General features: G+C 57.9%; 13 protein-coding genes. 5 read left to right on the plus strand and 8 right to left on the minus strand.

Features of this window, described 5'->3' with window-relative positions; genetic code table 11:
• Positions 1-8: 8 nt before the first annotated feature.
• Positions 9-2,168, minus strand: coding sequence for a type I secretion system permease/ATPase (locus tag VCA57_RS12655; protein WP_411185383.1), 2,160 nt, complete (start codon positions 2,166-2,168; stop codon positions 9-11).
• 25 nt (positions 2,169-2,193) lie between these two features.
• Positions 2,194-3,549, minus strand: coding sequence for a TolC family outer membrane protein (locus VCA57_RS12660; RefSeq protein WP_411185384.1), 1,356 nt, complete (start codon positions 3,547-3,549; stop codon positions 2,194-2,196).
• Between the two features lie 417 nt (positions 3,550-3,966).
• On the opposite strand from VCA57_RS12660, the gene VCA57_RS12665 reads away from it, so the two are divergent.
• On the plus strand, positions 3,967-14,127 hold the full coding sequence (locus tag VCA57_RS12665; protein WP_411185385.1) for a retention module-containing protein: 10,161 nt from the start codon (positions 3,967-3,969) through the stop codon (positions 14,125-14,127).
• A 103-nt stretch (positions 14,128-14,230) separates the two neighbouring features.
• On the opposite strand, the gene VCA57_RS12670 is transcribed toward VCA57_RS12665, so the two are convergent.
• On the minus strand, positions 14,231-15,115 hold the full coding sequence (locus VCA57_RS12670) for a DUF6685 family protein (protein ID WP_411185386.1): 885 nt from the start codon (positions 15,113-15,115) through the stop codon (positions 14,231-14,233).
• Between the two features lie 150 nt (positions 15,116-15,265).
• Here VCA57_RS12670 and VCA57_RS12675 point away from each other — a divergent pair, with 150 nt between their 5' ends.
• Positions 15,266-15,487, plus strand: coding sequence for a DUF2835 domain-containing protein (locus VCA57_RS12675; RefSeq protein WP_411185387.1), 222 nt, complete (start codon positions 15,266-15,268; stop codon positions 15,485-15,487).
• 81 nt (positions 15,488-15,568) lie between these two features.
• A complete protein-coding gene (locus VCA57_RS12680; RefSeq protein WP_411185388.1) occupies positions 15,569-16,603 on the plus strand; it encodes a quinone-dependent dihydroorotate dehydrogenase in 1,035 nt (344 codons plus the stop codon).
• Positions 16,604-16,755: 152 nt separating this feature from the next.
• Here the strand turns inward: VCA57_RS12680 and rmf are convergent, their stop codons facing one another.
• On the minus strand, positions 16,756-16,971 hold the full coding sequence (rmf, locus tag VCA57_RS12685) for a ribosome modulation factor (protein ID WP_090255928.1): 216 nt from the start codon (positions 16,969-16,971) through the stop codon (positions 16,756-16,758).
• A 426-nt stretch (positions 16,972-17,397) separates the two neighbouring features.
• Between rmf and rlmKL the strand changes: the two genes are divergently transcribed.
• The gene (rlmKL, locus tag VCA57_RS12690) at positions 17,398-19,665 is read left to right on the plus strand and encodes a bifunctional 23S rRNA (guanine(2069)-N(7))-methyltransferase RlmK/23S rRNA (guanine(2445)-N(2))-methyltransferase RlmL (RefSeq protein WP_411185389.1); all 2,268 of its coding nucleotides are present in this window, start codon (positions 17,398-17,400) and stop codon (positions 19,663-19,665) included.
• A gap of 246 nt (positions 19,666-19,911) precedes the next feature.
• Here rlmKL and mnmC read toward each other — a convergent pair whose 3' ends face one another.
• From mnmC to VCA57_RS12710, 4 genes are all read right to left on the minus strand, one after another.
• Positions 19,912-21,891, minus strand: a complete 1,980-nt coding sequence (gene mnmC / locus VCA57_RS12695; protein WP_411185390.1) for a bifunctional tRNA (5-methylaminomethyl-2-thiouridine)(34)-methyltransferase MnmD/FAD-dependent 5-carboxymethylaminomethyl-2-thiouridine(34) oxidoreductase MnmC — start codon at positions 21,889-21,891, stop codon at positions 19,912-19,914.
• A gap of 11 nt (positions 21,892-21,902) precedes the next feature.
• Positions 21,903-22,400, minus strand: coding sequence for a transcription elongation factor GreB (greB, locus tag VCA57_RS12700; protein ID WP_411185391.1), 498 nt, complete (start codon positions 22,398-22,400; stop codon positions 21,903-21,905).
• Between the two features lie 87 nt (positions 22,401-22,487).
• Positions 22,488-24,992, minus strand: coding sequence for an ABC transporter permease (locus VCA57_RS12705; protein WP_411185392.1), 2,505 nt, complete (start codon positions 24,990-24,992; stop codon positions 22,488-22,490).
• Positions 24,992-25,675, minus strand: coding sequence for an ABC transporter ATP-binding protein (locus VCA57_RS12710; protein ID WP_411185393.1), 684 nt, complete (start codon positions 25,673-25,675; stop codon positions 24,992-24,994). Before VCA57_RS12710 ends, VCA57_RS12705 begins: the two co-directional genes overlap by 1 nt.
• 10 nt (positions 25,676-25,685) lie before the next feature.
• On the opposite strand from VCA57_RS12710, the gene VCA57_RS12715 reads away from it, so the two are divergent.
• Complete coding sequence (locus tag VCA57_RS12715; protein WP_411185394.1) at positions 25,686-26,291, plus strand: arylesterase; 606 nt, start codon at positions 25,686-25,688, stop codon at positions 26,289-26,291.
• Positions 26,292-26,317: the final 26 nt, after the last annotated feature.

The raw sequence follows: 26,317 nt of genomic DNA on the forward strand, positions 1-26,317 counted from the left end.
GAGCGTTCCTATACCGCTGCTGGGCCGACTCGGCCTTTGCGTAGCGCTTCAATGACCGCTTCTTTCGGGCCGTCAGCGACAATATGGCCGTTATCAAGCACCACCAAACGATCAACTAGGCTGAGCATGGAGGCCCGGTGGGTTATCAAGAGTAAGGTCTTGCCCTGTGCCCAGGTTTGCAGGCGGTTACGCAGGATTTCCTCGCTGGTGTTGTCCATCGCGCTGGTGGGTTCATCCAGCAGCAGAATGGGCGGGTCCAAAAGCAGAGCGCGGGCCAACAGCACGGCTTGTCGTTGGCCGCCTGAGAGTAATTGGCCACGTTCACCCACCGGGCGATCAAAGCCTTGTGGATGTTGCCGAGCCAGGTCTATCACGCCGGTTAGCTCTGCCACCTCCAGCATGCGTGCGTCGCTGACATAGCGTGCTCCGAGGGTAAGGTTGTCGCGCAGGCTGCCGGCAAGCAGGGGCAGGTCGTGGGCCACATAGCCGATTTGGTGGCGCAGGTCGGCCACATCGAGCTGCCGCAGGTCGAGGTTGTCGAGCAGAATCTGTCCCTTGTCCGGGCTGTAGAAGGCCATCACCAGCCTTGCCAGGGTACTTTTGCCGGAGCCGCTGCGACCGATAATGCCGATGCGTTCGCCCGCCGCCATGCGCAGGCTGACACCTGCCAGGGCTGGGGTGCTTTGTCCGGGGTAGTTGAAGGTGACGTCGCGTACATCCAGTGCGCCATGTAGCTGTGTGCGCTCCAGGGGGCGCTGCTTTGCTTGGCGCTCCTGCGGCAGTGCCATTAGCGCGTCCGTGCTGGTCATGGTCAGGCGGGCTTGTTGGTAGCGGGTGATCAGCCCGGCTATTTGCCCGAGTGGCGCCAAAATCCGGCTGCCCAGCATGTAGCAAGCCACCAGGGCTCCCACGCTGAGTTTGCCGGCAATGATGATGTAGACGCCGCAGACGATGGTGGACATGCCGGCAAACTGCTGCAAAAACAGCGTGCCATTGGTGGCGATGGCCGCTAGCGAGCGAGCGTGGATATCCAGGCGGGTGATGGCTCCGTGGGTTTTTTCCCATTGATGCTGGCGCTCACTTTCTGCGCCGCAGGCTTTTAAGGTTTCCAGGCCGCTGAGTGTTTCAATCAACAAGGCCTGACGTTGCGAGGCCAGTTGCAGGCTTTTCTCCACGGTGTCACGCAAGCGCGCTTGGATGATAAAAGCGAAGAGGGCGGTAACTGGGAACGCCAGTAGGGGGATGACCACTAACCAACCGCCAATCAGCCAGATCACGCTCAGCATCAGAAAGGAGAATGGCAGGTCGATCAGACTGGTCAGGGTCACAGCGGTGAGAAACTCACGCAGGCCCTGGAAATCATGAATACTTTGCGCAAAGCCGCCGATGGTCGCTGGGCGGGCTTTCATCGACATGCCTGTAATGCGCTCGAACAGGGTGGCCGAGAGCACCACATCGGTTTTTTTGCCGGCGGTGTCGAGTAGGTGTGAGCGTAGGATTTTCAGCAGCAACTCGAAGCCCATGCCGATCAGCAAGCCGATGGTCAGAACCCAGAGCGTCGATGTCGCCTGATTCGGCACCACGCGGTCATAGGTTTGCATGACAAACAACGGCACCATCAAACCGAGTAGGTTGATCAGCAGGCTGGCAAGGATGGCGTCGGTATATAGCCAGCGCGACAGTTTCAGGGTGTCACGAAACCAGGCTTCTATGCGGGGTATGAGTGGGTTACGCGCCTCTTCAAGTTCATGCCGTGGACGGGCAAAGAAGGCTTGGCCACTGTAAGCCTCTGCTAGTTGCTCGCGGCTGACCCATTGCTCGCCACCGTCTGCTTCGCAGGGCAGGATCTGCGCCTGGTTTTTCGCTCCCCATTGGCGTAACACGGCGCTGCGACCGTTTTTCAACAGCAGCAATACCGGTAAGTTGAGGGCAGAAATACTGCCCAGCTCGCGTTGCAACAGGCGGCCCTGTAAACCAACGCGTGCGGCTGCGCGGGGTAAAAGTTCAGCGCTCAGGCGCTGTTCGGGTAAGGGTAAGCCTGCGCTCAAGCTGCCACGGCTGGCTGAGCAGCCGTGGAGTTTGCAGAGAATTAACAAGCCATCTAGTAGCGGGTCGTCGTGATTCAGGCGTGGGTCGCTGGGCGACCCCGGCCGTTCCATGCTGGTCAAAATGTACTACCCCTTGATGCCGTGGTTACTTCATTTCCGGCAGACGCGCCTCGCTCTTCACTTCACTGAGGGCTACCGCCTCTGCCGGTACTACCACTTGCTGCTGGCGCAACAATTCGCCCATCGCGGCGCTTACGCGGTACATGGAAAATTCTTCGCTATAGCGCACTTCGCTGTAACGCCGGTTGGCGGTGAATAGCTCATTTTCACTGTCGAGTAAGTCGAGCAGGGTGCGTTGCCCAAGGCCGAACTGCTGCTGGTAGGCCTCACGAACCCGCCGGGTGTAGTCCGCGTAATCCCGCGCTTTCGGGGTTTGTCGTTGGGCGTTTTCCATGGCATTCCAGGCCAGAGAGAGGTTTTCGTTGAGGACGCGCAGGGCATTGTTGCGGATGTCCATCGACTCGTTGATCTGGTGCGCGGTCGATTGCAGGCGAGCTTTGTCTCGCATGCCGTTGAACAGGTTGTAGTTCATCACCACGGCGGCGCGCCAACCGTTGCTGTGGCCTTCATCACCTTGAGTGTCGTTGTCCGCATTGGTGGCCAGTTCAAGGTCAACGCGTGGGTAGAAGGTCGACTTGGCGACTTCGTACTGTTTCTCTGCGGCGTTTACATCCGCTTGGGCTGATTTCAGGAAGGGGTTGTTATCCATCACCGCTTGGCGGGCGTCTACGAGGGTCGTAGGCAGCGAGCCTTTCAGCGATGCCGGTGACTCCAGTTCGTCAGGTATGCGGCCAACTGAACTGAAGAAATTGGCTTCGGCATCGGCCAGATTGACCTGTTCGGTGTAGAGATTATTTTCAGCCAGGGCCAGGCGTGCCTCGGATTGATCGAGGTCTGCCGTGCTGCCAACACCTTGCTGGCTACGCAGGCCGATCTGATCATTGATGCGTTGGTGCGCCTGTAGGTTGTTGCGCGCCAGCTCGACCATCTCACGGCGCATGAGCAAATCGAGGTACACCTCAACCGTACGCAACGCCAAGCTTTCAGAGGTGCCAAGCAGGCGGTAAGCCCTTGAGTTCACCACGGCTTTGGTACGGTCCACTTCATTTGGCGTATTGAAACCATCAAACAGCATTTGCCTGAGGCGTAACTCGGACGTGCCGTAGTTCAGTGTTTCCGAATTATGGTTACCGACAGCCCGAGTGCTCGGGCTGTCGGTGTGTTCACGGCCGTAGCCCACGAGCAGGTCGACTGTTGGCAGGTAGCCACCTTTAGCAATTTTTACCTCTTCATCAGATGAAAGACGGCTGTTTACTCCGGCATGAATTTCAGGGTGGTTATCCAGTGTGCTCTGGATCGCTTGAGACAAGGTGATGCCTTGCACCTGGGTACAGAACGCGGCCAGCACGATACTGCTCCATAGAGGGTTAAGTGCGCGCATCGGTAACTCTCCTTATTGTCGCCAAAAAAATGGCTTTTTTATCTTGTGGATTATTCTTGTTCTGTAACCTCACAGCTAAGAACACTTTTTGGCTTAGCTAAGATGAGTTTGTTACAAGGCATATGAGGAAATAATCTTATGCAGGTTGAGAAAAGCAGCACATTGTTTGAGTCATGGCCGCGATTTTTGTGACTTTCAGAGGTCGTTTTGGCTAGGGCAGATGGTCAGATGCGATTAGGGGCGGGATTTATTTGGTGCGGTGAACGACGTGGGTCAGGGTGACAGTTTTTTGTCGTTAGCTTTTTTGAGTTTGACGTCGTTGTAATCAACCAGCGGTTTGCTTCTCTCCTTGAAGGGTGTCTTGGCCTTTTTTACATACGTGTCGGCGCTGGTCGGCAGCTGTAGTGAGGATTAGTCATGGCTACTTTGATTGGTGTCGTCAGCCAGGTTATCGGCGAGGTCTATGCAGTAGCTGGCGACGGAGCGCGTCGGCCACTCAGTGAAGGCGATCGGGTTTTTGCTGGGGAACAAATCGTGACTGGGGCTGCAGGCGCTATCGCTGTTGCCCTGAGCAACGGCCAGCAGCTCACGCTGGGTCGTGAAAGCAGTCTGAACCTAACCGAGCAAATGCTCGCAGACAGCTCCAGTCAGCAACTACCCAATATAGAAACAGCGCCAGCCGTGCCAACGGATGGCGATCTAACCGATGTAGAGAAGCTGCAAGCTGCAATCGAAGCGGGCGTCGACCCGACGCTTGAAGGTGAGGCAACGGCTGCCGGTCCTGGCGCTGGTGCAGGCGGTACCGGTAGCGCAGGGGGCGGCAGCTCTTTTGTGTTGCTTACAGCAACTGGTGGTGCGCTTGATCCAACCATTGGCTTTCCCACCGAGGGGCTGAGTAACGGGCCGGAGTTTCCCAACCCAGATCCTGTTGCGGCAGCTGATGCGCCTGACTTCTCGCCGACGATTGAAATCGAATATGAAGATGCCACTGGCAGCATCGTGGTTGGCCCAGCCATCGTCGATGAAGAGGCGCTGTTCAATGGCAGCAACCCCAGTAGCAATGCGGAGCAGGCCAGTGGCCAGATAGTTATTTCCTCGCCGGATGGCACTTCTTCGTTACAGGTGCAAGGTTTCGATGGTGTATGGGTCGATGTCACCGCTGGCGGTGTGGTTGTCGGTCAGTACGGCACGCTAACTGTGGATGCAGCGGGTAACTGGACGTACACCTTAACCAGCAACACCTTCAACCATAGCGACCCGAACGCAACAGGTGCTGCCGACCAAGTGGGTGAAAACTTCCCTGTACGGATGTTCGATCTTGACGGGGATGTGTCGCCGACAGTGTTTATTGATGTTCTGGTCAATGATGACGGCCCACTGGCGCAGCTCAACCAACAGTCTGAAGGCTTGGGCGTTGTGGGTGTAGATGAAAGCCTATTGAGTTTGAACGGTGCCTACACCGATGGCGTTGATACGGCGGTGCTGGAGTCTGAGGTGGTGCAGGCGCAGTTCAACAGTGTGTTTGGTGCCGACGGTGCCGCAGCCGGTAATGGCGGCACGGTGTACAGCCTGACGCTAAACGGTGCCGATGTGGCCAGCGGTTTGTACGCGGTAGACGCCAATGCGCCGCTGGGCCAAGGTGAGCCAATAGTCCTTAATCAGTTGGATAACGTCATCACCGGCAGTGCCGGCGGCGTGGATTATTTCACCCTGAGCATCAACCCGGTCAGCGGCGCGGTGACCTTGGAACTGCTCGACAACCTCTGGCATAGCAACAGCAACGATGCCGATGACAGCGAAGTGCTGTCCCTGACCGAGGGGGCGTTGCTGCTGACCCAGACCGTCACCGACGGTGATGGCGACAGCGACAGCGTGTCGATTGATTTGGGCGCGGCGGGCGCATTTAGTTTTGAGGATGACGGCCCACTGGCGCAGCTCAACCAACAGTCGGAAGGCTTGGGCGTTGTGGGTGTAGATGAAAGCCTATTGAGTTTGAACGGTGCTTACACCGATGGCATTGATACGGCGGTGCTGGAGTCTGAGGTGGTGCAAGCGCAGTTCAATAGTGTGTTTGGTGCCGACGGCGCCGCAGCCGGTGATGCCGGCACGGTTTATAGCCTGGCGTTAAACGGAGCCGATGTGCCCAGCGGTTTATACGCGGTAGATCCCAATGCGCCGCAGGGCCAAGGCGAGCAAATAGTCCTTAATCAGCTGGATAACGTCATCACCGGCAGTGCCGGCGGCGTGGATTATTTCACCCTGACCATCGACCCGGCCAGCGGCGCTGTGACCCTGGAACTGCTCGACAACCTCTGGCATAGCAACACCAGCAATGCCGATGACAGCGAAGTGCTGTCCTTGACCGAGGGGGCCTTGCTGCTGACCCAGACCGTCACCGACGGTGATGGCGACAGCGATAGCGTGTCGATTGACTTGGGCGCGGCGGGTGCATTTAGTTTTGAAGATGACGGCCCTGAAGCCTGTATCTATATCAATGGCCCATGGGCTCTGGTTGTCCATGATGAAAGCGCTGGGTTGCAGAACCTCCTGACCTCCTGGTGGAAACCTGGCGACTGGGACAATGATGTCAGCTCAGCCTCGGTCTTTAACGCTGTTAGCAACAAGGGCAGTGATATTGATCCTGCCGGTTTTGCCAAGAGCCTGACGCCAATTGTCGGGATTTACGGCAGCAGCTACGGTGCCGATGGTATGGGCAGTACCGTACTCAGTCTGGAGCTAACCGGGGCTCAAGGCAGTGATTCAGGCCTGAAAACAACCGATGGCACATCGATCAACCTCTATCTTGAAGGCGACCTAATTGTCGGGCGCGTTGCCGGTGGCGCTGCTGTCGGTCAAGCGGCTTTTGCTGTGGCGATCGGCTCTGATGGCTCGATCAGCATCGTTCAGTACATGTCGTTGCAACACCCGGTTGGTGGTAGCAGTTATGACGAAGCAGTCACGCTGGTCGGCAAGCTCAACGCAGTAGTCACTGTCACTGATGGCGATGGTGATGTGGCGGTGGAAAAAGTCAGTGTCGGCCACGTCATCGGCTTTGAGGATGATGGCCCGGTTGCCAATATCCAGGCTGTGCAGGGCGTGAACGTTGTGCATGACGAGTCGCATGGTTTGCAGAACGCGACGGCAACGCCGGCTGTTCCTGGTGACGCCAATGACAATGACAGCAATGGCGTCTCCAGCTTGTTTAACAGTGTTGTAAACAGAGGCGGCGATCTCTCTCCGAAAGGCTACGCGCAGAGCAATGGGCCGCTGGTCAGTACTTCTGGCAGTAGTTACGGTCAGGACCAGGAAGGTGCCACGTCTAAACTCAGCCTGGCTGTTGTGGGGGGCAATGGCAGCGACTCCGGCTTGACCACGACCGCTGGTTTTGCGATCAAGCTCTCTGTTGAGCTCGGCCTAGTAGTCGGGCGTATTGTCGGCGGGCCTGATGCGGGTAAGGCGGCATTTGCCGTTGCAATCGGTGCAGACGGTACCGTGAGCGTCGCGCAATATGTGTCCCTTGAGCACCCTGTTGGCGGCAGTAGCTATGACGAGGCTGTGAGTCTGGCTGGCAAAGTTCAGGTCGTGCTAACCGTGACCGATGGTGACGGTGATGTGGCTGTCGACAAGGTCAATATCGGCAGTGCCATTCGCTTTGAGGACGACGGCCCCACTGCGTGTATCAACCTCAAAGGTCCATGGGCTGATGTGACCCATGATGAAACGGCCGGTTTGCAGAACTTCTGGCATACCTGGGCGCTGGGCGACATTAGCGATAATGATGTGGCCTACCTGTCGGTATTTAATGGCGTTGCCAACAAAGCTACAGACATCAACCCAACTGGCTTTGCTAAAAGTGCCACTGCCGTGGTGACTACCCTGGGCAGCAGTTACGGTGAGGACGAGGAGGGTGCCACTGCCCAGCTCAGCCTCGTTGTGAAAAATGGTAATGGTGATGATTCCGGCCTGCGCACCACCGATGGTCATAGCATCACTCTGCATCTTGAAGGCGCATTGATCGTCGGTCGAATCGTCGGCGGTGCGGATGCCGGCAAGGCGGCATTTGCGATTGCCATCGGTGCCGACGGCTCGTTGAGCCTGGCTCAGTATGTTTCGTTGCAGCACCCGATTGGCGGGAGTAGCTACGACGAGGCCGTCAACCTGGCTGGGAAAATTCAGGCGGTTGTGACAATCACGGATGGCGACGGCGATGTGGCGGTCGACAAAGTCGATATTGGTAGCGTGATTCGCTTTGAGGATGACGGCCCCACCGCGAACATCAGTTTGGTCAGCAATGCCGGCGTTACCCATGATGAGTCTGCAGGGCTGCAGAACGCACTAGAAACCCCACTCATCTCAGGCGATGCCAACGATAACGATGTGGCCGATCTGGCTTCGATCTTCTCATCTGTGGCTTTGCCGGGTACTGGCCTTGATCCGCTCGGTTATGCGCAAAGTAGCGGTGCCGTAGTCAGTGCGGCGGGCAGCAGTGTCGGTCAAGATGAAGAGGGCGCTATGGCTAATCTGAGCCTGGCCCTACAAGGCGCTAATGGCTTGGATTCGGGGCTGAAAACCACTGACGGTTCGATTATTCGCTTGTATGTCGAGAGTGGTGGACCAGGTGAGGCTGACCTAGTTGTCGGGCGTGTAAGTGGCGGTGTTAATGACGGCAAGGCTGCCTTTGCTGTCGCCATCGGCAGTGACGGCAAGTTGAGTGTGGTTCAGTACCTGTCCCTCTACCATCCTGATGGCAGTAGCGCCGATGAGTCCATAAGCCTTAACGGCAAAATCCAAGCCGTGCTGACTATTACTGATGGCGACGGTGATGTATCGGTCGACTCGGTCAATATCGGCCATGTAATTCGCTTTGAAGACGATGCCCCAACGGCTGGCCAGGTAACCGCAGCCGTTGTTCTTGATGATGAGGGGCTTGCGGGTGGTATCAATGGCGGTACTGGTGATGTCGCTGGTGCGGCTACCAGTACCAGTGGCAATTTGCTGTTTGAAGCTGGGGCCGATGGGCTTAAATCCATTGCGCTTAGCGGCCCGTTAACGCTGGGTTCGGAGTCTGTGACATCCACTTGGAATGCACTCTCCAACACCCTGACTATCAGCTCGGTGCGTGGTGATTTGTTGACCGTGGTGCTCACTGACCCAGCCAGTGGCGCCTACACCATCAACCTGTTGCAACCGTTGATGCATCCAGTCAGTGGCAGCGAAGACGACATCACCTTGAACATCGGTTATACGGTGACCGACGGTGATAACGACTCGGCCACGGGTTCACTGGTCGTGACGATCGATGATGACACCCCAGCCATCCAGGCCGGGAGTATTGGCGTTAGCTCCTTCGTTACCTTCCAGGGCAGCGATGCCGGTTTCAGCAATTCCTATGGCTATTACAACAAGGCTGCCGATGGCACGCCGCTAGATGGCAAAGTTATTTGGGCCAATGTACACGCCCAGTCCGTTGGCGATGTGGCCGACCTCAGCGGTTTGGACCCGGCTACAACAGGCTTCTTTATCATTCCTCATGGGGGCGGCAATGCGGGGCTGGTTAACGGTTCCAGCGTGACCTTTGAGTTTGTTGCCGGGCATTGGCAAGCCTCGCTGGGCGGTGTGCCGCTGACTGGGGCCGATGGGGCCAGCGTGCTGTTCAGTGATGCCAGCCTGAATCCTGGTGGCTCACATTTGCAGGATACCGGCAGTGCAGGTAATCAGAACTGGGAAGACCAAACACTCAGCTCCGATTACGACTACAACGATGTCAGCACCAATGTCACCTGGGGCTCGGCATTGCAGGTGGATGAGTCGAATTTCACCTTCGACGCCACGGCCAACTTCAGTAGTGTGTTCAATGTGCAGCCGGGGGCTGATGGCCAGCAAAGCTTGACCTACCAACTGAGTGTGCAGAATGCCGACTCGGGCTTGGTTGATAGCGCAACCAATGAGGCGGTGATTCTTAGCGTCAATGCGGGTGTTATTCAAGGCCGCACCGCGGTCAGCAACGACTTGGTATTTACCCTGAGTGTCGATGCGGCCGGCACGGTCAAGCTGGATCAAGGCCGCGCCATCGTTCACCCAACGGGTGACCCTGATGAGGCTAAGTTCCTTGGTGCTGGGCATGTCAGCTTGGGCGCTACTGTGACCGATGATGATGGTGATCAGGCCAACGCCAGCATTGATATCGGCACCGTTATCAGCTTCAAAGATGATGGGCCGCAGGCGGTTGACGATAATCCCGCTGCGGTGATCGAAGGCAGCGCCCTGGCCAGCCAGGTGAGCGGCAATGTGTTGGTTAACGATACTGCCGGCAATGACCTCGGTAAGGCATTTGTCGGTTGGAACAACGGCGCGAACAGCGCCGCGCTGACTGAACTGGCGCGCTATGGCAGCCTTGTTCTTGAGCCTTCCAGCGGCAACTATAGCTTCGTGCTGGATAACGCCGACCCGGATGTGATCAATCTGGTGGATGGCCAGACCATCAGCCAAAGCCTGCTTTACACCATGCGTGACGCGGACGGGGATATCTCCACTGCCGAGCTGACGATCACTATTGTGGGGAGTAATAGTGGGCCGGAAATCAACATTGATCCGGGCAATCAGGGCACCAATGACCACGTCTATGAAGCCGGTCTTAATGGTGTAGGCAGCGCTGCGGCGAGTGACAGCGAATTTGCCAGTGGCACTTTCCAGCTGTCTGATCCAGACGGGTTGGCTGACCTTGAGTCGGTGACCATCGATGGGCAACTGATACTTATTGGCGACCTGGGCAATAACAATCAGGTAGTCGGTGAGCATGGCACGCTGACCATCACCGCTTACGACAACACAACGGGTATTGCGCAATACCGCTACGAGTTGACTGAGCGCACCGAAAATCTGCCCGGAGCAGAGGAGGATGTCTTTACCTTAACCGTCAGTGACGGCTCGCAAACGTCGGCCCCCGCGACGATCACCATCGATATCGTCGACGACGCGCCAATCGCCAAGGACAATTCGATTTGTGTGCCCGAATCAGGGCTGCCACCCTTCAGTGTCACGTTGATCCTCGACCGCTCGGGCAGCATGGGCTCTCAGGTACTGGCGGATATCGACGGTAATGGTGATCTCGACAGCGTTTCGCGCTTGCAAGTGGCCAAGCAGGCACTGCTCAACCTGATTGACAGCTATGTTGCCCTCGGCGTGCCGTTGAACTTTAACCTCATTGGCTTCGGTGATAACGCCAGCATGCTTTATGAAGGCCATGATGCGGCGGCGGCCAAGGCGGCGATACTCAATCCAGGTTTAGATGCCGACGGCTTTACCAACTACGCTGATGCGCTGAATTTGGCCAAGGTTGATCTCGAAGACGAACTGAGCTTGGGCGGTGAGTACCTTCCGGGCTATCAGCACAAGGTCTATTTCCTCTCTGACGGTGAGCCAAACCCCAGCAGCAATGATGCGCCGGCCAACTGGCAAGCTTTTGTGGATGCCAACGGCATTGATGTCATCGCGGTAGGCATCCAGGTTCCCGACGGCTCTGCTGCTGCAGATGAGCTCAAAGAAGTGGCCAACGCTAATGAGGACGTGGTGCTGGTGCAGAATCCGGATGAGCTGTCCGCTGCGCTGGACGCCACGCTGCCTGACCCCGTGAGCGGCAACCTGATCACTGATATCGATGCGCTGGCGGGGGTGGATATAGCGGGGGCCGACGGCGCTGTTGTGGTTACACAGATTAGCTTCGTGGTCAGCGATGCCTCTGCTTATCAGGATGGCAATGGTCATGACGCTGACAGTGTGGTCGACCTTGGCGGTGGTCAGTTCCGTGTGACCTATCAGGTCGAAGGTGGCACTAGCGGGGTTATCGAAACGCCTGAGGGGGGCTGGCTTAACGTGTCCAGTGATGGCACCTACAGCTACAGTGCCCCCGCCAACGTGTCAGGCGATACAACCGAGGTGTTCACCTACACAATCAAAGACAGCGATGGCAGTACCTCAGAGGCTGACCTGAACATCTGCATTGAGGATGGTGCGCCGGTGGCGCGTAACAATACCGTCAGCGTCGCGGAAAGTAGTTTGCAGCCCTACAGCTTGACGCTGATTCTGGATCGCTCGGGCAGTATGGATGATGACGTTATCCGAGCTGATCTTGATGGCGATGGTTATCTAGAGAACACCACGCGCTTGCAGGTGGCCAAACAGGCGTTGGTGAACCTAATCGACAGCTACGCCGCCTTGGGCGGGCTTGGGTTGCTCAATATCAACTTCATAGCGTTTGGCGATGGTGCTTCGCTGCGTTACGAGGGTGATGACCTTATTGCCGCCAAGAATGCGATTCTCAATGGCTCGCTCTCGGCTGATGGCAGCACCAACTATGCGGCAGCTTTGAACATGGCCCGTGGTGAGATTGAGGACGAGATGAGTGCGGGAGGCTCCGAATACCTGCCGGGCTATCAGCACAAGGTTTACTTCCTGTCTGACGGTGAACCTAACCCGAGTAGCGCCGATGCCCCGGATGACTGGCAAGCATTCGTTGATGGCAATGGCATTGATGTGGTCGCCGTTGGTATTCAGATCGCCAGCGGCTCGGCTGCCGAGGGCGAGCTGAAGGAAGTTGCCAACGCCGGTGAAACTGTTGTGCTGGTGCAGAACCCGGCGCAGTTGTCGGCCACCTTGGGTGGCACCGTGCCCGGCACCATCGACGGTAACGTTGTCTTGGATGTCGACAGCGTGGCCGGCAAAGATGTGCTCGGCAACGATTTACCCGTAACCCTTACGCACGTAAGTTTTAGCGTTGACAACGGCGAGGTCGCGCTGCTGGGCCAGTATCAAAGTGGCGGCGCTACGTTGACGGTTGGGGCCATGACCACGACTGTTTCGTTCAGCGTCCCGAACAATGGCAGTGATCTGACCATTACTACGCCGCTGGGCGGTACTCTGACCATCGATAAAAATGGCGACTACCACTACAGCGCGCCAGGTAATGTCGGCAGCGGCGTGCAGGAGGTTATTACCTACACCATTGCCGACAGTGACGGCAGCCCATCCAGCGCTGACCTGATTATTAATATCACTGACAGCGTGCCTACAGCCGTCAACGATAGTCATACCTTGGCAGAAGGTTACTGGGCCGGGAGTGGTGGCAACGACACCTACACGGCGCAGTTTCAAGTGGATGGCACCTGGAGTTTGGGCAGTATTGATCACTCTCTCAATGACACCCGTATCGACAATGCGTCTTACAACCTCCCGAGCTCAATTGACACCGAGCACTTTCATCTGACGGCGGATGCTGATCATCCGGGCTCGGTCCGTTTTGATGCTGATTTCCGGCAGTTCAATTCCGGTGACTTTTGGCAGACTCAGGTGTTCAAGGAAGGAGCGTCTAGCGTAGTGGCGCAACTTACCGGGCAGGTTGGCGACCTTAATAATCAGGAAATTGGAGGGATTACCGAGTCAGGCATGTATTACGTCCGCTTTACCGTGTTCGACAACACTTGGGGGGCTAGCAACAGTAGTCGGGCTGATCTGCGGCTTAGCGACATTTATTACCGTTCATTTAGTTACACCGAGCCTACCACTCAGACAGTAAGTGTCGCGGCACCCGGGCTGGTTTGGGTTGCGGCGTTACTCACTGGTAATGTGCTGGCTAATGACTTCCCTGGTACTGACGGCGGCTTACAGGTTACACAGGTTAATGGCAGTGCGGTGGCGCTAGGCAGCGCCGTTGACATAGCGGGCGACTACGGCACTCTGCATATCGCGTCCAATGGCCAGTACAGCTATACCCAGCATCCGCAGGACTACCAGGCCGGCGCGGCTGATAACTTCAGCTATAGCATTGTCGATGCTGATGGCAGTACCTCTAGTGCGCTACTGACGGTCAACCTAGCCGACCATGACTACAGCTCTAGCTCCAGCAACGGTAACAACTTTGTCGGAGGCGAGGATGCCAATGACACGCTTAACGGGCAGGGAGGTAATGACATTGTCTACGGCGGTGCGGGTAATGACACCCTCAATGGCGGCACGGGTAATGACCACCTACTCGGTGGATCTGGCGACGATATTCTCAACGGTAACGACAACAACGACATCCTTGAAGGTGGGCTCGGCAATGACCAGCTCAATGGTGGTGCGGGTAATGATGCACTGCTCGGCGGGCTGGGTAATGACACTCTGCTGGGCGATGCTGGTGACGACATTCTGATCGGTGGGCTTGATTCCGACACGATGTCTGGCGGAGCCGGTAAAGATACTTTTGTTTGGCAGGCCGGGGATGCCGACGGTGGTGTCGATAAGGTTATGGACTTCTTTGTTGATACCAATGGCGTCAATTCTGACATGCTGGATTTGTCCGAGTTGCTCTCAGGGCTGTCAGTCGATCCAGGTGGTGCTGAGTTGAGTCAATACTTGGACTTTGGCTTTGCCGGTGGGACCACAACTATCACGGTAGATAAAGCTGGGAATGGTGGTGCAGCGGATCAAACTATCGTGCTCAACGGTATTGATCTATCCAGCAGTGCTTATTACGGCAGTAGTGATGCTGCGAGCGTTATCAGTGGCATGCTGGATGACCATGCATTGAAGGTTGCTTGAGCGGCCAAGTGGGAGCGCCTGTTGGCGCTTAGTCATCAACCCGCGACCTTTATTGGTTGCGGGTTTTTATCGATATAGATTGGCACTGTGCAGTTTAGGCCGGTCAATCTATAGCCTTGAGCTGCTGTAGATAGCCCACTACATCCGGCGCACCCGCCAGGCGTAGCCCTTCGCCCAAGGCCGTAGCCTCGCTTGAATGTTTGGGTAGCAAGAGGAACTCCGGAGAGCCGGGGCCACCTAGCTGCGACAGTCGGGCATACGGCAGGCCGTTATCCAGCAGCAGGGCCATAAAGGCAGGGTCGCTCCAGGCTGCATTGGGCATGGCGAGCACGTGGTAATGCTGCTGCAGGTTACTGAGGCCTTGTTCGCTCAAGCGGTAATAGCTGAGTTCGGCAGGTAGGTTAACTTCCAGCTCGCGCCGGCGTGCGTAGGCAATGGCGCAAGCAAAGGCTTCGTTGTGATGATCGCCGGTCCAGAATACGCGTTCGCCACGCCAACTGGCTTGGCACAGGCTTATGCTCTCGCCAGCCAGGAAACGCGGTAGCGCCAGGCTGATGGTTTTGACGAAATCTTTGTAGCTGATGATGCGTACCTGGCGACATGACTCGCTGGCAGCATAGCTTTCGAAGGTTGGGTGGTCGGCTTGCTGAGTGGCGCAAGCTGATAGGCCATTGATCATGCGCAGATCGAAGTGGCTCAGTTGCTGTTCCTGCGCTTCGATTACTCGTACCAGCATCGCGTGAGCTTGCGCTTTATCTTCCTGCACTGGGCCTGAGAGCGCACTACGTGGCAGGTCGAGCAGGCGTTGTAGTTGCGGGCCGTCTTGCCAGCAAATGCTTTGGCTAGGTTGTGGTAGCGGGCTGAAGGGCAGGCGCAGCTGGCTGGAGCGTTCCAATATGAGACGTTGCCCACGGCCGATAAGTCCCAGGCGTTGCGCCAGGGCGCCGAGGCGAGAGCTGATGGTGGAATGCTGCTCAGACTGACTCATGGCCGGGTACGAACTCCAAAATCACCAGCGCCAGTTTGGCAGAGCCCACAGGACCCTGCACAGGGTTTATCTGTTATCGCGCCAGGTTTTTCACCTGGCATGAGTCGGGCATATGGCAATATTGCTGCAATCAGTTGCAAGGGTGCCTCCATGGCCAGTCTGGTTTTCGATATTGCGTTATCAGCCGAGCGGCTGCGTGTTGTCTATCAGGGGCGCGCCAGCCGGATATTAGTGAAAAGCCGTGATGGGCGAAGTGTCAGTGTACCTGCCCACCATTTTCGGTCTTTTCTGACTCACGAAGGGGTTTATGGTTCCTTTGAGCTGGAGTTCAGTAGTGCGGGGGAGTTACTTAGCTTACGCCGTTTAGGCTGATACTCTCTGCGCGCCTCGCCTATCAGGCACGCAGGCGGCTATAATCGCGGCCTTTGTATCTTTATCGAGCTAAGCCTGCCCATGTATACCCTGGCCCGCGAGCTACTGTTCAAACTGTCCCCTGAAGCCTCTCATGAACTGTCCATCGATTTAATCGGTGCTGGTGGTCGTCTGGGCCTTAACGGGTTACTGACCAAGAGCCCGGCTGCGCTGCCGGTTAAAGTGATGGGGCTTGAGTTTGCAAACCCAGTCGGCTTGGCAGCCGGGCTGGACAAAAATGGCGACGCCATTGATGGTTTTGCGCAATTGGGCTTTGGCTTTGTCGAGATCGGCACGGTGACGCCGCGTCCCCAGCCAGGTAACCCTAAGCCGCGTTTGTTCCGTCTGCCTGAGGCTGAGGCGATCATCAATCGCATGGGTTTTAATAACCATGGTGTTGATCATCTGCTGACTCGCGTACAGGCCGCCAAATACAAAGGCGTGTTGGGCATTAATATCGGCAAGAACTTCGACACGCCGGTCGAGAACGCTGTGGATGATTACCTGCTGTGCCTGGACAAGGTCTATCAGCATGCCAGTTACGTCACCGTCAACGTCAGCTCGCCAAATACCCCGGGTTTACGCAGCCTACAGTTTGGCGACTCGCTCAAGCAATTACTGGAAGCCCTGCGTAAGCGTCAGGAAGACCTGGCGGCGCAGCATGGCAAACGTGTGCCGCTGGCGATCAAAATCGCGCCGGACATGAGCGACGAAGAAACCGTTGAAGTGGCTAATGCGCTGGTAGAAGCCGGTATGGATGCGGTGATCGCTACCAACACCACATTGAGCCGTGAAGGCGTGCACGGCCTGGAGTGTGCCGATGAGGCGGGCGGGCTGTCCGGCGCGCCCGTGCGTGAAAAGAGCACCCACATTGTTCAAGTGTTGGCCGCTGAGTTGAAAGGCCGTTTGCCGATCATTGCCGTCGGCGGCATAACGGAAGGCAGGCATGCGGCTGAGAAGATCGCCGCGGGTGCCAGCCTGGTGCAGATTTATTCCGGGTTTATTTACAAAGGTCCGGCGCTGATACGCGAAGCGGTCGATGCAATAGCGGCGCAGCCGCACAAGCCGCAAGCGTAGATGTGTTCGGCAGTGGAATTAAGTTTGGGTGATGACGCCCCTACAAGGACGAGTCATTTTGGCAGCCCATAAAAAGGGCTCCTTTAAGGAGCCCCTGGGCTTGCGCCCGCCGCTCGGATGGAGCGCGCATGGTAAGTCGGTAGGTTCCTGAATCAGCCGACAGCGTGAAGTTCGTTGAGTCGATGGATACCGGCGGTGCCGGTCATGCCGTCCCAGTTGTCACCGCGGCCTTCGCGCCAGCCGTTCAACCAGGCTTGGCGGACAGAGGGGAGAGTGAAGGGGCAGAGTTCGCGGGATTTACCACTGATGCCGTATTGATAACCGCGCAAAAAAGCTCTTTCTAACGGATCACGCTTAAGTCTTCTCATAGGGTAAAGCCCTCAATGTTGACTGTTATGTCCCTTAGACCTTGTCGCAAGGTCAGGCAGAAATGTTCTGCCTACGGAGTCCGCTGCCGGCGTCGCGAGCCTCCTTGCCAAGCACCGTTGCGGTGAAGGCTTGGAATGATTTCTAACCAATGCGCGGGTTGCTGTGAATGACCGTTTCGTCATAAGCCCGTAACCTTTTTGCGGCTTAGGCCATAAGGCGTTGTGCCAAACGCCTGGTTTTATCGCTGCAGCGCCTATGCTGTGGGCGTATTGGCTTGGCGTGCTGGTGTTTTGCTATCGCGAATTGATTGCGATTGAGACTGTTATTTATTCCGACGAAGGGTCGCGCTGCGACGCTTTGTCACTTATTTTGGCTGTGCTGATTTTTCAGCGCGCCGTTGATTGCCTTAGGCACTGGAAATTCCCATGTCGGATCGTTACGAACTCTTCCTCACCTGCCCCAAAGGCCTCGAAGGTTTACTGCTTGAAGAAGCCAGCAACCTCGGTCTTGAAGAAGCACGTGAGCACACCTCGGCCATTCGTGGCATGGCCGACATGGAAACGGCCTACCGGCTGTGCTTGTGGTCGCGGTTGGCCAACCGTGTGTTGCTGGTGCTCAAGCGCTACAGCGTGCAGGACGCGCAAAGCCTCTATGAGGGCGTGCTGGAGGTCGACTGGTTTGAACACCTGGAGCCCAGCGGCAGCCTGGCGGTAGAGTTCAGTGGCAACGGTTCGGGGATTGATAACACCCACTTCGGTGCGCTGAAGGTCAAGGACGGTATTGTTGACAAGCTGCGCTTGAAAGACGGCACCCGCCCCTCGGTCGACAAACTCAACCCGGATATGCGCGTGCATCTGCGCTTGGATCGCGGTGAGGCGATTCTCTCTCTTGATCTGTCCGGCCACAGTCTGCATCAGCGTGGCTATCGCTTGCAGCAAGGTGCTGCGCCGCTGAAGGAAAACCTCGCCGCTGCGGTATTGATTCGCGCCGGCTGGCCACGTATTGCCGCTGAAGGCGGCGCACTGGCTGACCCGATGTGCGGTGTCGGCACCTTCCTGGTGGAGGCCGCGATGATCGCCGCCGATATCGCCCCGAACCTCACCCGCGAACAGTGGGGCTTCAGCAAATGGTTGGGTCACGTACCTGCCTTGTGGAGCAGGCTCCAAGCCGAAGCCCAGCAGCGTGCTGAAGTTGGCATGGCCAAGCCACCGTTGTGGATTCGTGGTTACGAGGCCGATCCACGCTTGATTCAACCGGCGCGCAACAACATCGACCGTGCTGGTTTGAGCCACTGGATCAAGGTTTATCAGGGCGAAGTGGCGACGTTCGAGCCGCGCCCGGACCAAAATCAGAAAGGCTTGGTGATCTGCAACCCGCCCTACGGCGAGCGCCTCGGTGACGAAGCCAGCTTGCTGTACCTCTACCAAAACCTTGGTGAGCGTCTGCGTCAGGCCTGCATGGGCTGGGAAGCGGCGGTATTTACCGGCGCGCCGGACCTGGGCAAGCGCATGGGCATCCGCAGTCACAAACAGTACGCCTTCTGGAACGGCGCGTTGCCGTGCAAGCTGTTGCTGATCAAGGTGCAGCCTGAGCAGTTCGTCACCGGTGAGCGTCGCACCCCAGAGCAACGTGAACGCGAGCGCGAGCAGGCTGAGGCCGACAAGGCACCGCTAGAGCCGCAAGAGCGTCAGTACAACAAGAACGGCAACCCGATCAAGCCGGCACCGGCTCCGGTGGTCGAGCAGGCGCGCTTGAGCGAAGGCGGGCAGATGTTTGCCAACCGCCTGCAGAAGAACCTCAAGCAACTGGGTAAGTGGGCGCGTCGTGACGATGTGCAGTGCTACCGCCTGTATGACGCCGACATGCCGGAATATTCCATGGCGGTGGATTTGTATGGTGATTGGGTGCACGTGCAGGAATATGCCGCACCCAAGTCCATTGATCCTGAAAAAGCCAAAGAACGCATGTTTGATGCCATTGCCGCGATCCCGCAAGCATTGGGCGTCGATAAGAGCAAAGTGGTGATCAAACGTCGCGAGCGCCAGAGCGGTACCAAGCAGTACCAGCGTCAGGCGACTCAGGGCCAGTTTATGGAAGTCAGTGAGGGTGGCGTGAAGCTGCTGGTTAACCTCACCGACTACCTGGATACCGGACTGTTCCTCGATCACCGTCCGTTGCGTCTGCGCATTCAGAAGGAGGCCGCCGGTAAACGCTTCCTCAACCTGTTCTGCTATACCGCCACGGCCACCGTGCATGCGGCCAAAGGCGGTGCGCGCACCACCACCAGCGTCGACTTGTCGAAGACCTACCTGGATTGGGCACGCCGCAACCTGTCGCTCAACGGATACTCGGACAAGAACCGTTTGGAGCAGGGCGATGTGATGACCTGGCTGGCTGAGGATCGTGGCGAGTACGAGTTGATCTTTATCGATCCGCCAACCTTCTCCAATTCCAAACGCATGGAAGGCATCTTCGACATCCAGCGTGACCACGTGCAAATGCTCGACTTGGCCATGGCGCGTTTGGCTAAAGACGGCGTGCTGTATTTCTCCAACAACTTCCGCAAGTTCGTGCTCGATGAGAGCCTGGCCGCGCGTTATCAGGTTGAGGAAATCAGCGAGTCGACCCTCGACCCTGACTTCGCCCGCAATCAGAAAATTCACCGCGCCTGGCGTTTCACGCTGCGCGGCTGATATTTCAGAATCTGTTCACGATCTTGCGAGCTAGAGACCTGCAAGGCGCTACGTTAGTAACAGCCTCCGGCTGTTCAAAACAGACGAGGACGCGGACTGGGCTCGCACACGAGTGTACTTTTGTACATGAGCATTACTCGTTGCACTCGCCCTTCGGGTCGCGCTGAAGCGCGTTAGCCGCAAGCGGCTTGCTGAGTCTGTTTTTAACGCAGCAGGGCCGACGCGCAGCAGATCGTGGATAGATTCTCAGGTTTTGTTGCGGATCAGGGTGCGCAAGGCAAAGCGGTTTGGGTGGCAGGCCTGCGCCACATCGGCGGGTACGGGTAGCGGTTCGTTGTTGAGCCAGGCGGCGATTAGCTCGCCAGACAGTGGTGCGGTAATCAGCCCGCGTGAGCCGTGCCCGCTGTTGATATACAGGCCGTCGAGCCACGGGCAGGGCGTATCCGGCACTTGGCGAGCATCCTTACTCAGCACCGCATAGGCCTCGCTAAAGGCTGCTGCATCGGCTAAAGGGCCGACAATCGGCAGGTAATCGGGGCTGGTGCAGCGAAACGCGGCGCGGCCTTGTAGTTGCTCTGGGTTCAGCGCGGCGGCATTAAGCTGCCTGGCCAGTTCTGGCGAAATTTCTTCCAATAGCTGCAGGTTGCTTGCGTGATCGGCGCTGTTAAGCGTCAGGTCGTCACTGTTGAAATCAAAGCTCGCCCCCAGCGTATGTTCATCCTGGCGTACTGGGGCGACATAGCCTTCCGCGCATACCACAGTACTTAACGCGCCGCTGGCTGCAGTGGCAGGTAGGCGACTGATCTGCCCGCGGATGCGTTTCAGTGGCAAGCCTGCGCTTTGACTAAACCCTTTGATCTCGGCGGCACTGGCCAGCACCACCACGCTTGCGCTAGCCAGCAATTGCTCGCCATTCCAGGCTTGCCAGTTATCACCGTCACGACTTAGTTCTAGCGCTTCCTGATGCAGTTGCAGCTGGATGGTCGGCTGCTGACTAAGCAGCTCACACAGCGCTGGCGGATGCACCCAGCCCGCCTCGGGATAGAACAAGCCACCCGCCGGCAGGGTGATGCCGGCTTTGGCTTCGGCGGCACTTCTGTCCAAATTCGTCAGTAGATCGGCCGGAAAGGCCGCCGCGAGCTGGGCCTGGCGCTGCGCTTCCTTGTCATCAAAAGCCAGTTGCAGCACGCCGCAATTATCCCAGTCAGCGCCTTTTTGCAGGTGCTCCAGCAGTCTACGAGTATGGCCATAACCACTGACAATCAGGCGTGACAGCGTGGTGTGATGGGCCGAGAGCTTGAGGTAGAGCACGCCTTGCGGATTGCCCGAGGCTTCCTGGGCTATGCCGTTATGACGTTCCAGTAAGGTGACCTGCCAGCCGCGCTGGGCCAGGCTGTTGGCGGTGGCGCAGCCGGCCAGACCGGCACCAATCACCAAGGCTGTGCGTGCTTCAGTCAGTTGCGCAGGGCGGGCAAACCAGGGCTTTTGCGCGGCTACCGGGCTGCCGATAAATCCGCCCTTGAGTACTTCCCATTTTTTCCCTAAGCCAGGTACGCGCTTCATCTTGAAGCCTGCATCGTTCAGCCTGCGGCGCACATAGCCGGTGCTGGTGAAGGTGCCTAGGGTGGTTTCAGCGTGGGAAAGTTTGGCCAACTCGGCAAACAGTTCGGGCGTCCACATATCCGGATTTTTTGCCGGGGCGAAACCATCGAGAAACCAGGCATCGACCTGACCTTCCAACTGCCCGAACAGCTCGAGGGCGTCGCCAATCAGCAGGGTAAGGACGATCCGCCCTTCGGCAAATACCAGGCGCTGATAGCCCGGATGAAGTGCCACGTACTGCGCCAATAACTGTTCGCTGTAGGCTGCCAGCTCCGGCCATAGCGCCAGTGCGCGTGCCAGATCGGTTTGCTTGAGTGGGTATTTTTCCGCGCTGACAAAGTGCAGGCGCGCACCTGCAACCGCTTGTTGCTCGAACAGCTGCCAGGCGCAGAGAAAGTTCAAGCCAGTGCCAAACCCTGTTTCGCCAATGACCAGATGCTCGTGGGTTTTCAGCGCGGCGAAACGTTCCGGCAGATGGTTGTTGGCAAGAAACACATAGCGGGTTTCGGCCAGGGCATCTTCATTGGAGAAATACACGTCAGCAAATTGCTGGGACAGCGGCTGGCCGTGCTCGTCCCATTCAAGGTTGGCTTGTTGGGCTGGTGCATCAGGGGCGAGAGGCATGCTGGGCTCGGTCACGGGTAGTCGATGGCAACGATGTACCAGGTTGTTTCGCCAGTGGGGGTTTGTACCCGTACTTCAGCGTCCAGGCTTTTACCCACTAACGCGCGAGCCAGGGGCGAGTCGATGCTGATTAGGTTGTTTTTCAGGTCCAGTTCATCCGGGCCGACGATGCGGTAGCGGGCTTCGACGCCATGCTCATCTTCCACTGTTACCCACGCGCCGAAGTAGACTTTTTCCGGGTCACTGGGGTGGGTGCTAACCACTTTGAGACTTTCCAAACGTTTGGTCAGGAAGCGCACGCGGCTGTCGATTTCACGCAGCATTTTTTTACCGTAGGTGTACTCGGCGTTCTCCGAGCGGTCACCTTGCGCGGCAGCTTCGCTGACGGACTGGGTGACCTGCGGGCGGCGCACATGCCAGAGCTCATGCAACTCAGCGCGCATGCGCGCCTCACCCTCAGGCGTGATCAGGGGCGTGCCGGCGGAGCGGGGTGGTCGGTAGCGACTCATAAGAACCTGTTTAACGTCTGCGGCGCGTCTGGCCTGCTGCGTTAAAGCAGGCTCTCAGACGGCTGAGAAAAGTGGTGCGCGAGTCTATCAGCCCTCGCGCAGCACCGTCAGCGGGCTGATATTCAGTGCTCGGCGTGTGCCGAGAATACCGGCGCTACCCACCAATAGGGCACCAATCAATGGCAGCAACAGCAGCCAGGGGTGCGGTTGCCAATTGAGGTCGAAGGCAAAGTGGTAAAGCAGGAAGCTGATCAGCTCGCAACCAAACGCGGCCAACAGTCCGCTTGCCGCACCAAGCAGGCCGAATTCGGCGCGCCGCGCCTTGATCAACAGTTTGCGCTCAGCACCCAGGGCGCGTAACAAAGCGCCCTGGCGAATACGTTCGTCCAGGGTGGACTGCAGCCCAGCGAACAACACGGCAAGACCGGCAGCCAGCACGAACAGCAAGACGAACTCGATAGCCAGGGTGACCTGCGCGAGGATGCTGCGCAGTTGCGCCAGTAGTGCTTCGACTTGCAGCAGGGTGACGGCGGGGAAGGCGCGCGACAGTTCAACCAGTTGCTGCTCATGTTGAGGCGGCAGGTAGAAGCTGGTCAGGTAGGTGACCGGCAGATCCTGCAGGGTGCCGGGTTGGAAAATCATGTAAAAGTTGGGTTGGAAGTTATTCCAGTCCACCACGCGCAGACTGCTGACAACCGCATCGCGGTTGAGCCCGCCGACGCTGAAGCTCAGGCGGTCGCCTAGTTTGAGTTGCAGGCTATCGGCTAGCTTGGACTCCACCGATACGCCGGGTAACTCGCCACTGTTAGCCTCGCTCCACCAGCTACCGGCGACGATGGTGTTGTCCGCAGGCAAGTCGGCGGCCCAGGTCAGGCTCAGGTCACGGCGAATGGCGCGCTCACCCTGAGAGTCCTTGCTGACGACTTGTTTTACCGGTTCGCCATTGATCATCACTAGGCGACCGGGCACCACCGGGAACAATGGAGCAGGATGCGGTGACAGTTGGCTCAGACGAGTGCTAAAGGCCTCTTTATCCGCTGGCAGAATATTCAGGGCAAAGTGATTAGGCGCATTTTCGGGCAACTGACTCTGCCAGGTATCGAGTAGCTCGCCGCGCAGCAGGGCGATCAGTGCCATGCACAGGATGATTAAACCGAAAGCCAGCGATTGGCCAGCTGCGGCAAGGGGATTGCGTAGTAGTTGCCCCAACCCCAGACGCCAGGGCAGTGAGGCGTTGGCCAGCAGGCGACGCAAACTCTGCAGGCTGAGCAGGATTAAACCGCCCAGTAACGCCGCAGTTAGCAAGCCGCCGCCGAGCAGGGCAAAGGTTAATTGCAGATCGAGGCTTAAGCGCCACATGATCAGGCCCAGGGCCAGTAAGGCAGCGCCATAGACCAACCAGGAGCTGGCCGGTACTGGCAGTAAATCGCGGCGCAGGACCCGTAGCGGTGGTACACGGCCCAGTGCAGCCAAGGGCGGTAACGCAAAGCCGGCGAGGGCGACCAGGCCGGTGGCCATTCCGGCCAGCGCTGGCCAGAGGCTGCCGGGTGGAATCTGCGCGGGCAGCAGGTCCTGAAGCAGGGCGAACAGCGCCAATTGGGCCAGCCAGCCCAGCAGCGCACCCATTAGGCTGGCGGTTATGCCCAGCAGTGCTAATTGCAGGCTGAACAAGCCCAGCGCCTGGTTACGTGATAACCCCAGGCAGCGCAGTAAGGCACTGGCGTCGAAACGTCTGGCGGCAAAGCGTGCCGCCGACAAGGCTACGGCAACCCCGGCCAGCAATACGGCCGCCAGGCTGGCGAGGTTCAAATAGCGTTCGGCGCGGCCCAGGGCGCTGCCGACCTGGCGATTTCCATCCTTGGCATCTTCTAGGCGCTGATTGGGTGCAAGGGTTGCGGTGATGCGCTGGCGATACTGCGCCAAGGCATCGCTATCGCCACGCCACAGTTCTTGGTAACGCACGCGGCTGCCTGGTTGCACCACGCCAGTAGCGGCCAGATCATCGAGGTTCATCAGCAGGTGCGGGGTCAGGCTGTAAAAATCACCCGCCTCATCGGGGAGGAAGGTCAGTACACGGGTCAGGCGCAAGGTTTTTGCACCGACCTCGACGCTGTCACCGGGTTTGAGGTCGAGGGCAACAAACAGTCGGGCTTCTGCCCAGGCTTCGCCCGGCCCTGGGCCAGGGCTGACGTGTTCGGTGTCGTACAGTGCCGCCGCACTTTTCAATTCGCCGCGCAGCGGGTAAGCGCTGTCCGCTGCTTTTACGCTGGCCAGCTGAATGCCAGCGTCGCTGGCGATCACGCTGGAGAACTCGACCAACTGGGCATGATCCAGCCCCAGTTGTTTGCCGCTACTGATTTGTTCGGGCGAGCTAGGCGAGCTGCCGGTCAGACGCAAGTCGGCAGCAAGAAACTCGGTCGCGCGCAGTCGCATGCCGTCGTTCAGGCGCGCACCGAAATAGCCGATGGCCGTGCTGGCGGCGACCGCAATCAGCAGGGCGAAAAACAGTACGCGGAGTTCGCCAGCGCGGGCATCGCGCAGCAGTTGGCGGCTGGCCAGTGACAGCAGACGGGTAAACGGCAGATGATTCATCAGGGTTCCACGTGGTCGACCAAGTGGCCGCCTTCAAGACGGATCAGGCGTTGGCAGCGGTGCGCCAGGCGCTCGTCATGGGTGACTAACACCAGTGTCGCGCCGCGTTCCTGGTTTAGCTCGAACAGCAGGTCGCTGATCCGCTCGCCGGTATGGCTGTCGAGGTTGCCGGTGGGTTCGTCGGCAAACAGTACTGCCGGCTCGGCGGCAAAGGTGCGGGCAATCGCCACGCGTTGCTGTTCACCGCCCGAGAGCTGGCGTGGGTAATGGGTCAGGCGCTGGCTCAGACCGACCCGTTCCAGCAGGGTGCGGGCGCGTTGGCGGGCATCGGCATGGCCTTCGAGTTCCAGCGGTAACATGACGTTTTCCAGGGCGTTCAGGCTGTCGAGCAACTGGAAGGACTGAAAGACAAAGCCCACGTGCTCGGCGCGCACGCGCGCTCGTTTGTCCTCATCGAGGCTGGCTAGGTCATTACCTGCGAGCACAACGCTGCCACTGCTCGGCAGATCCAGCCCAGCGAGTAAACCGAGTAGGGTGGATTTGCCCGACCCGGAGCTGCCAACAATCGCCAGGCTGTCACCGGAAACAAGCTCTAACGACAGGTCATGAAGTATGGTTAGCTCGCCTTCCGTGCTAGTGACCACTTTGCTAAGGTTTCGCGCGGTGAGAATACTTGAGCTCATGGAGAATCCAATGCGTAAGTGGTTGATCGGTACTGCCCTGAGCCTGCTGCTGTGGGGGCCGGCGGCGTTCGCGGGTAGCGTGCTGATAGTCGGCGATAGTATCAGCGCGGCTTTTGGCCTGGATACCCGCCAGGGCTGGGTCGCTTTGCTGGAAAAGCGCCTGGTTGAGCAGGGTTTTGACCATCAGGTGGTCAATGCGTCGATCAGTGGCGATACCAGCGCAGGTGGCGCCGCACGGCTACCTGCGCTGCTTAAAGAGCATCAGCCGGATCTGGTGATTATCGAGCTGGGTGGCAACGATGGCCTGCGTGGCCAGCCCCCTGCGCAATTGCAACAAAACCTTGCGGCCATGGCGCAAGCATCGCAGCAAAAGGGTGCCAAGGTGCTGATCCTGGGCATGCAACTGCCACCTAATTACGGCGTGCGCTACACCACGGCATTCGCGGCGGTGTTTCCTAAGGTTGCCAGTGAGACAGGTTCGGCCTTGGTGCCCTTCATGCTGGAGGGCGTAGGTGGCGTGCCCTCGCTGATGCAGAACGATGGCATTCACCCTAATCTTGAGGCGCAACCCAAGTTGCTGGATAACGTTTGGCCGGCGCTGAAACCTTTGCTCTGACAGGCTTTTCTGTATGCTGCCTTTCG

The organism is Pseudomonas sp., assembly GCF_046581935.1.
GTDB lineage: Bacteria > Pseudomonadota > Gammaproteobacteria > Pseudomonadales > Pseudomonadaceae > Aquipseudomonas.

Coding starts and splice junctions, on each gene's coding strand:
- VCA57_RS12660 (WP_411185384.1), bottom strand. CDS start 3,549: ATGCGCGCACTTAACCCTCTATGGAGCAGTATCGTGCTGGCCGCGTTC.
- rmf (WP_090255928.1), bottom strand. CDS start 16,971: ATGAGAAGACTTAAGCGTGATCCGTTAGAAAGAGCTTTTTTGCGCGGT.
- VCA57_RS12670 (WP_411185386.1), bottom strand. CDS start 15,115: ATGAGTCAGTCTGAGCAGCATTCCACCATCAGCTCTCGCCTCGGCGCC.
- VCA57_RS12680 (WP_411185388.1), top strand. CDS start 15,569: ATGTATACCCTGGCCCGCGAGCTACTGTTCAAACTGTCCCCTGAAGCC.
- mnmC (WP_411185390.1), bottom strand. CDS start 21,891: ATGCCTCTCGCCCCTGATGCACCAGCCCAACAAGCCAACCTTGAATGG.
- VCA57_RS12710 (WP_411185393.1), bottom strand. CDS start 25,675: ATGAGCTCAAGTATTCTCACCGCGCGAAACCTTAGCAAAGTGGTCACT.
- VCA57_RS12675 (WP_411185387.1), top strand. CDS start 15,266: ATGGCCAGTCTGGTTTTCGATATTGCGTTATCAGCCGAGCGGCTGCGT.
- greB (WP_411185391.1), bottom strand. CDS start 22,400: ATGAGTCGCTACCGACCACCCCGCTCCGCCGGCACGCCCCTGATCACG.
- VCA57_RS12705 (WP_411185392.1), bottom strand. CDS start 24,992: ATGAATCATCTGCCGTTTACCCGTCTGCTGTCACTGGCCAGCCGCCAA.
- VCA57_RS12665 (WP_411185385.1), top strand. CDS start 3,967: ATGGCTACTTTGATTGGTGTCGTCAGCCAGGTTATCGGCGAGGTCTAT.
- VCA57_RS12715 (WP_411185394.1), top strand. CDS start 25,686: ATGCGTAAGTGGTTGATCGGTACTGCCCTGAGCCTGCTGCTGTGGGGG.
- rlmKL (WP_411185389.1), top strand. CDS start 17,398: ATGTCGGATCGTTACGAACTCTTCCTCACCTGCCCCAAAGGCCTCGAA.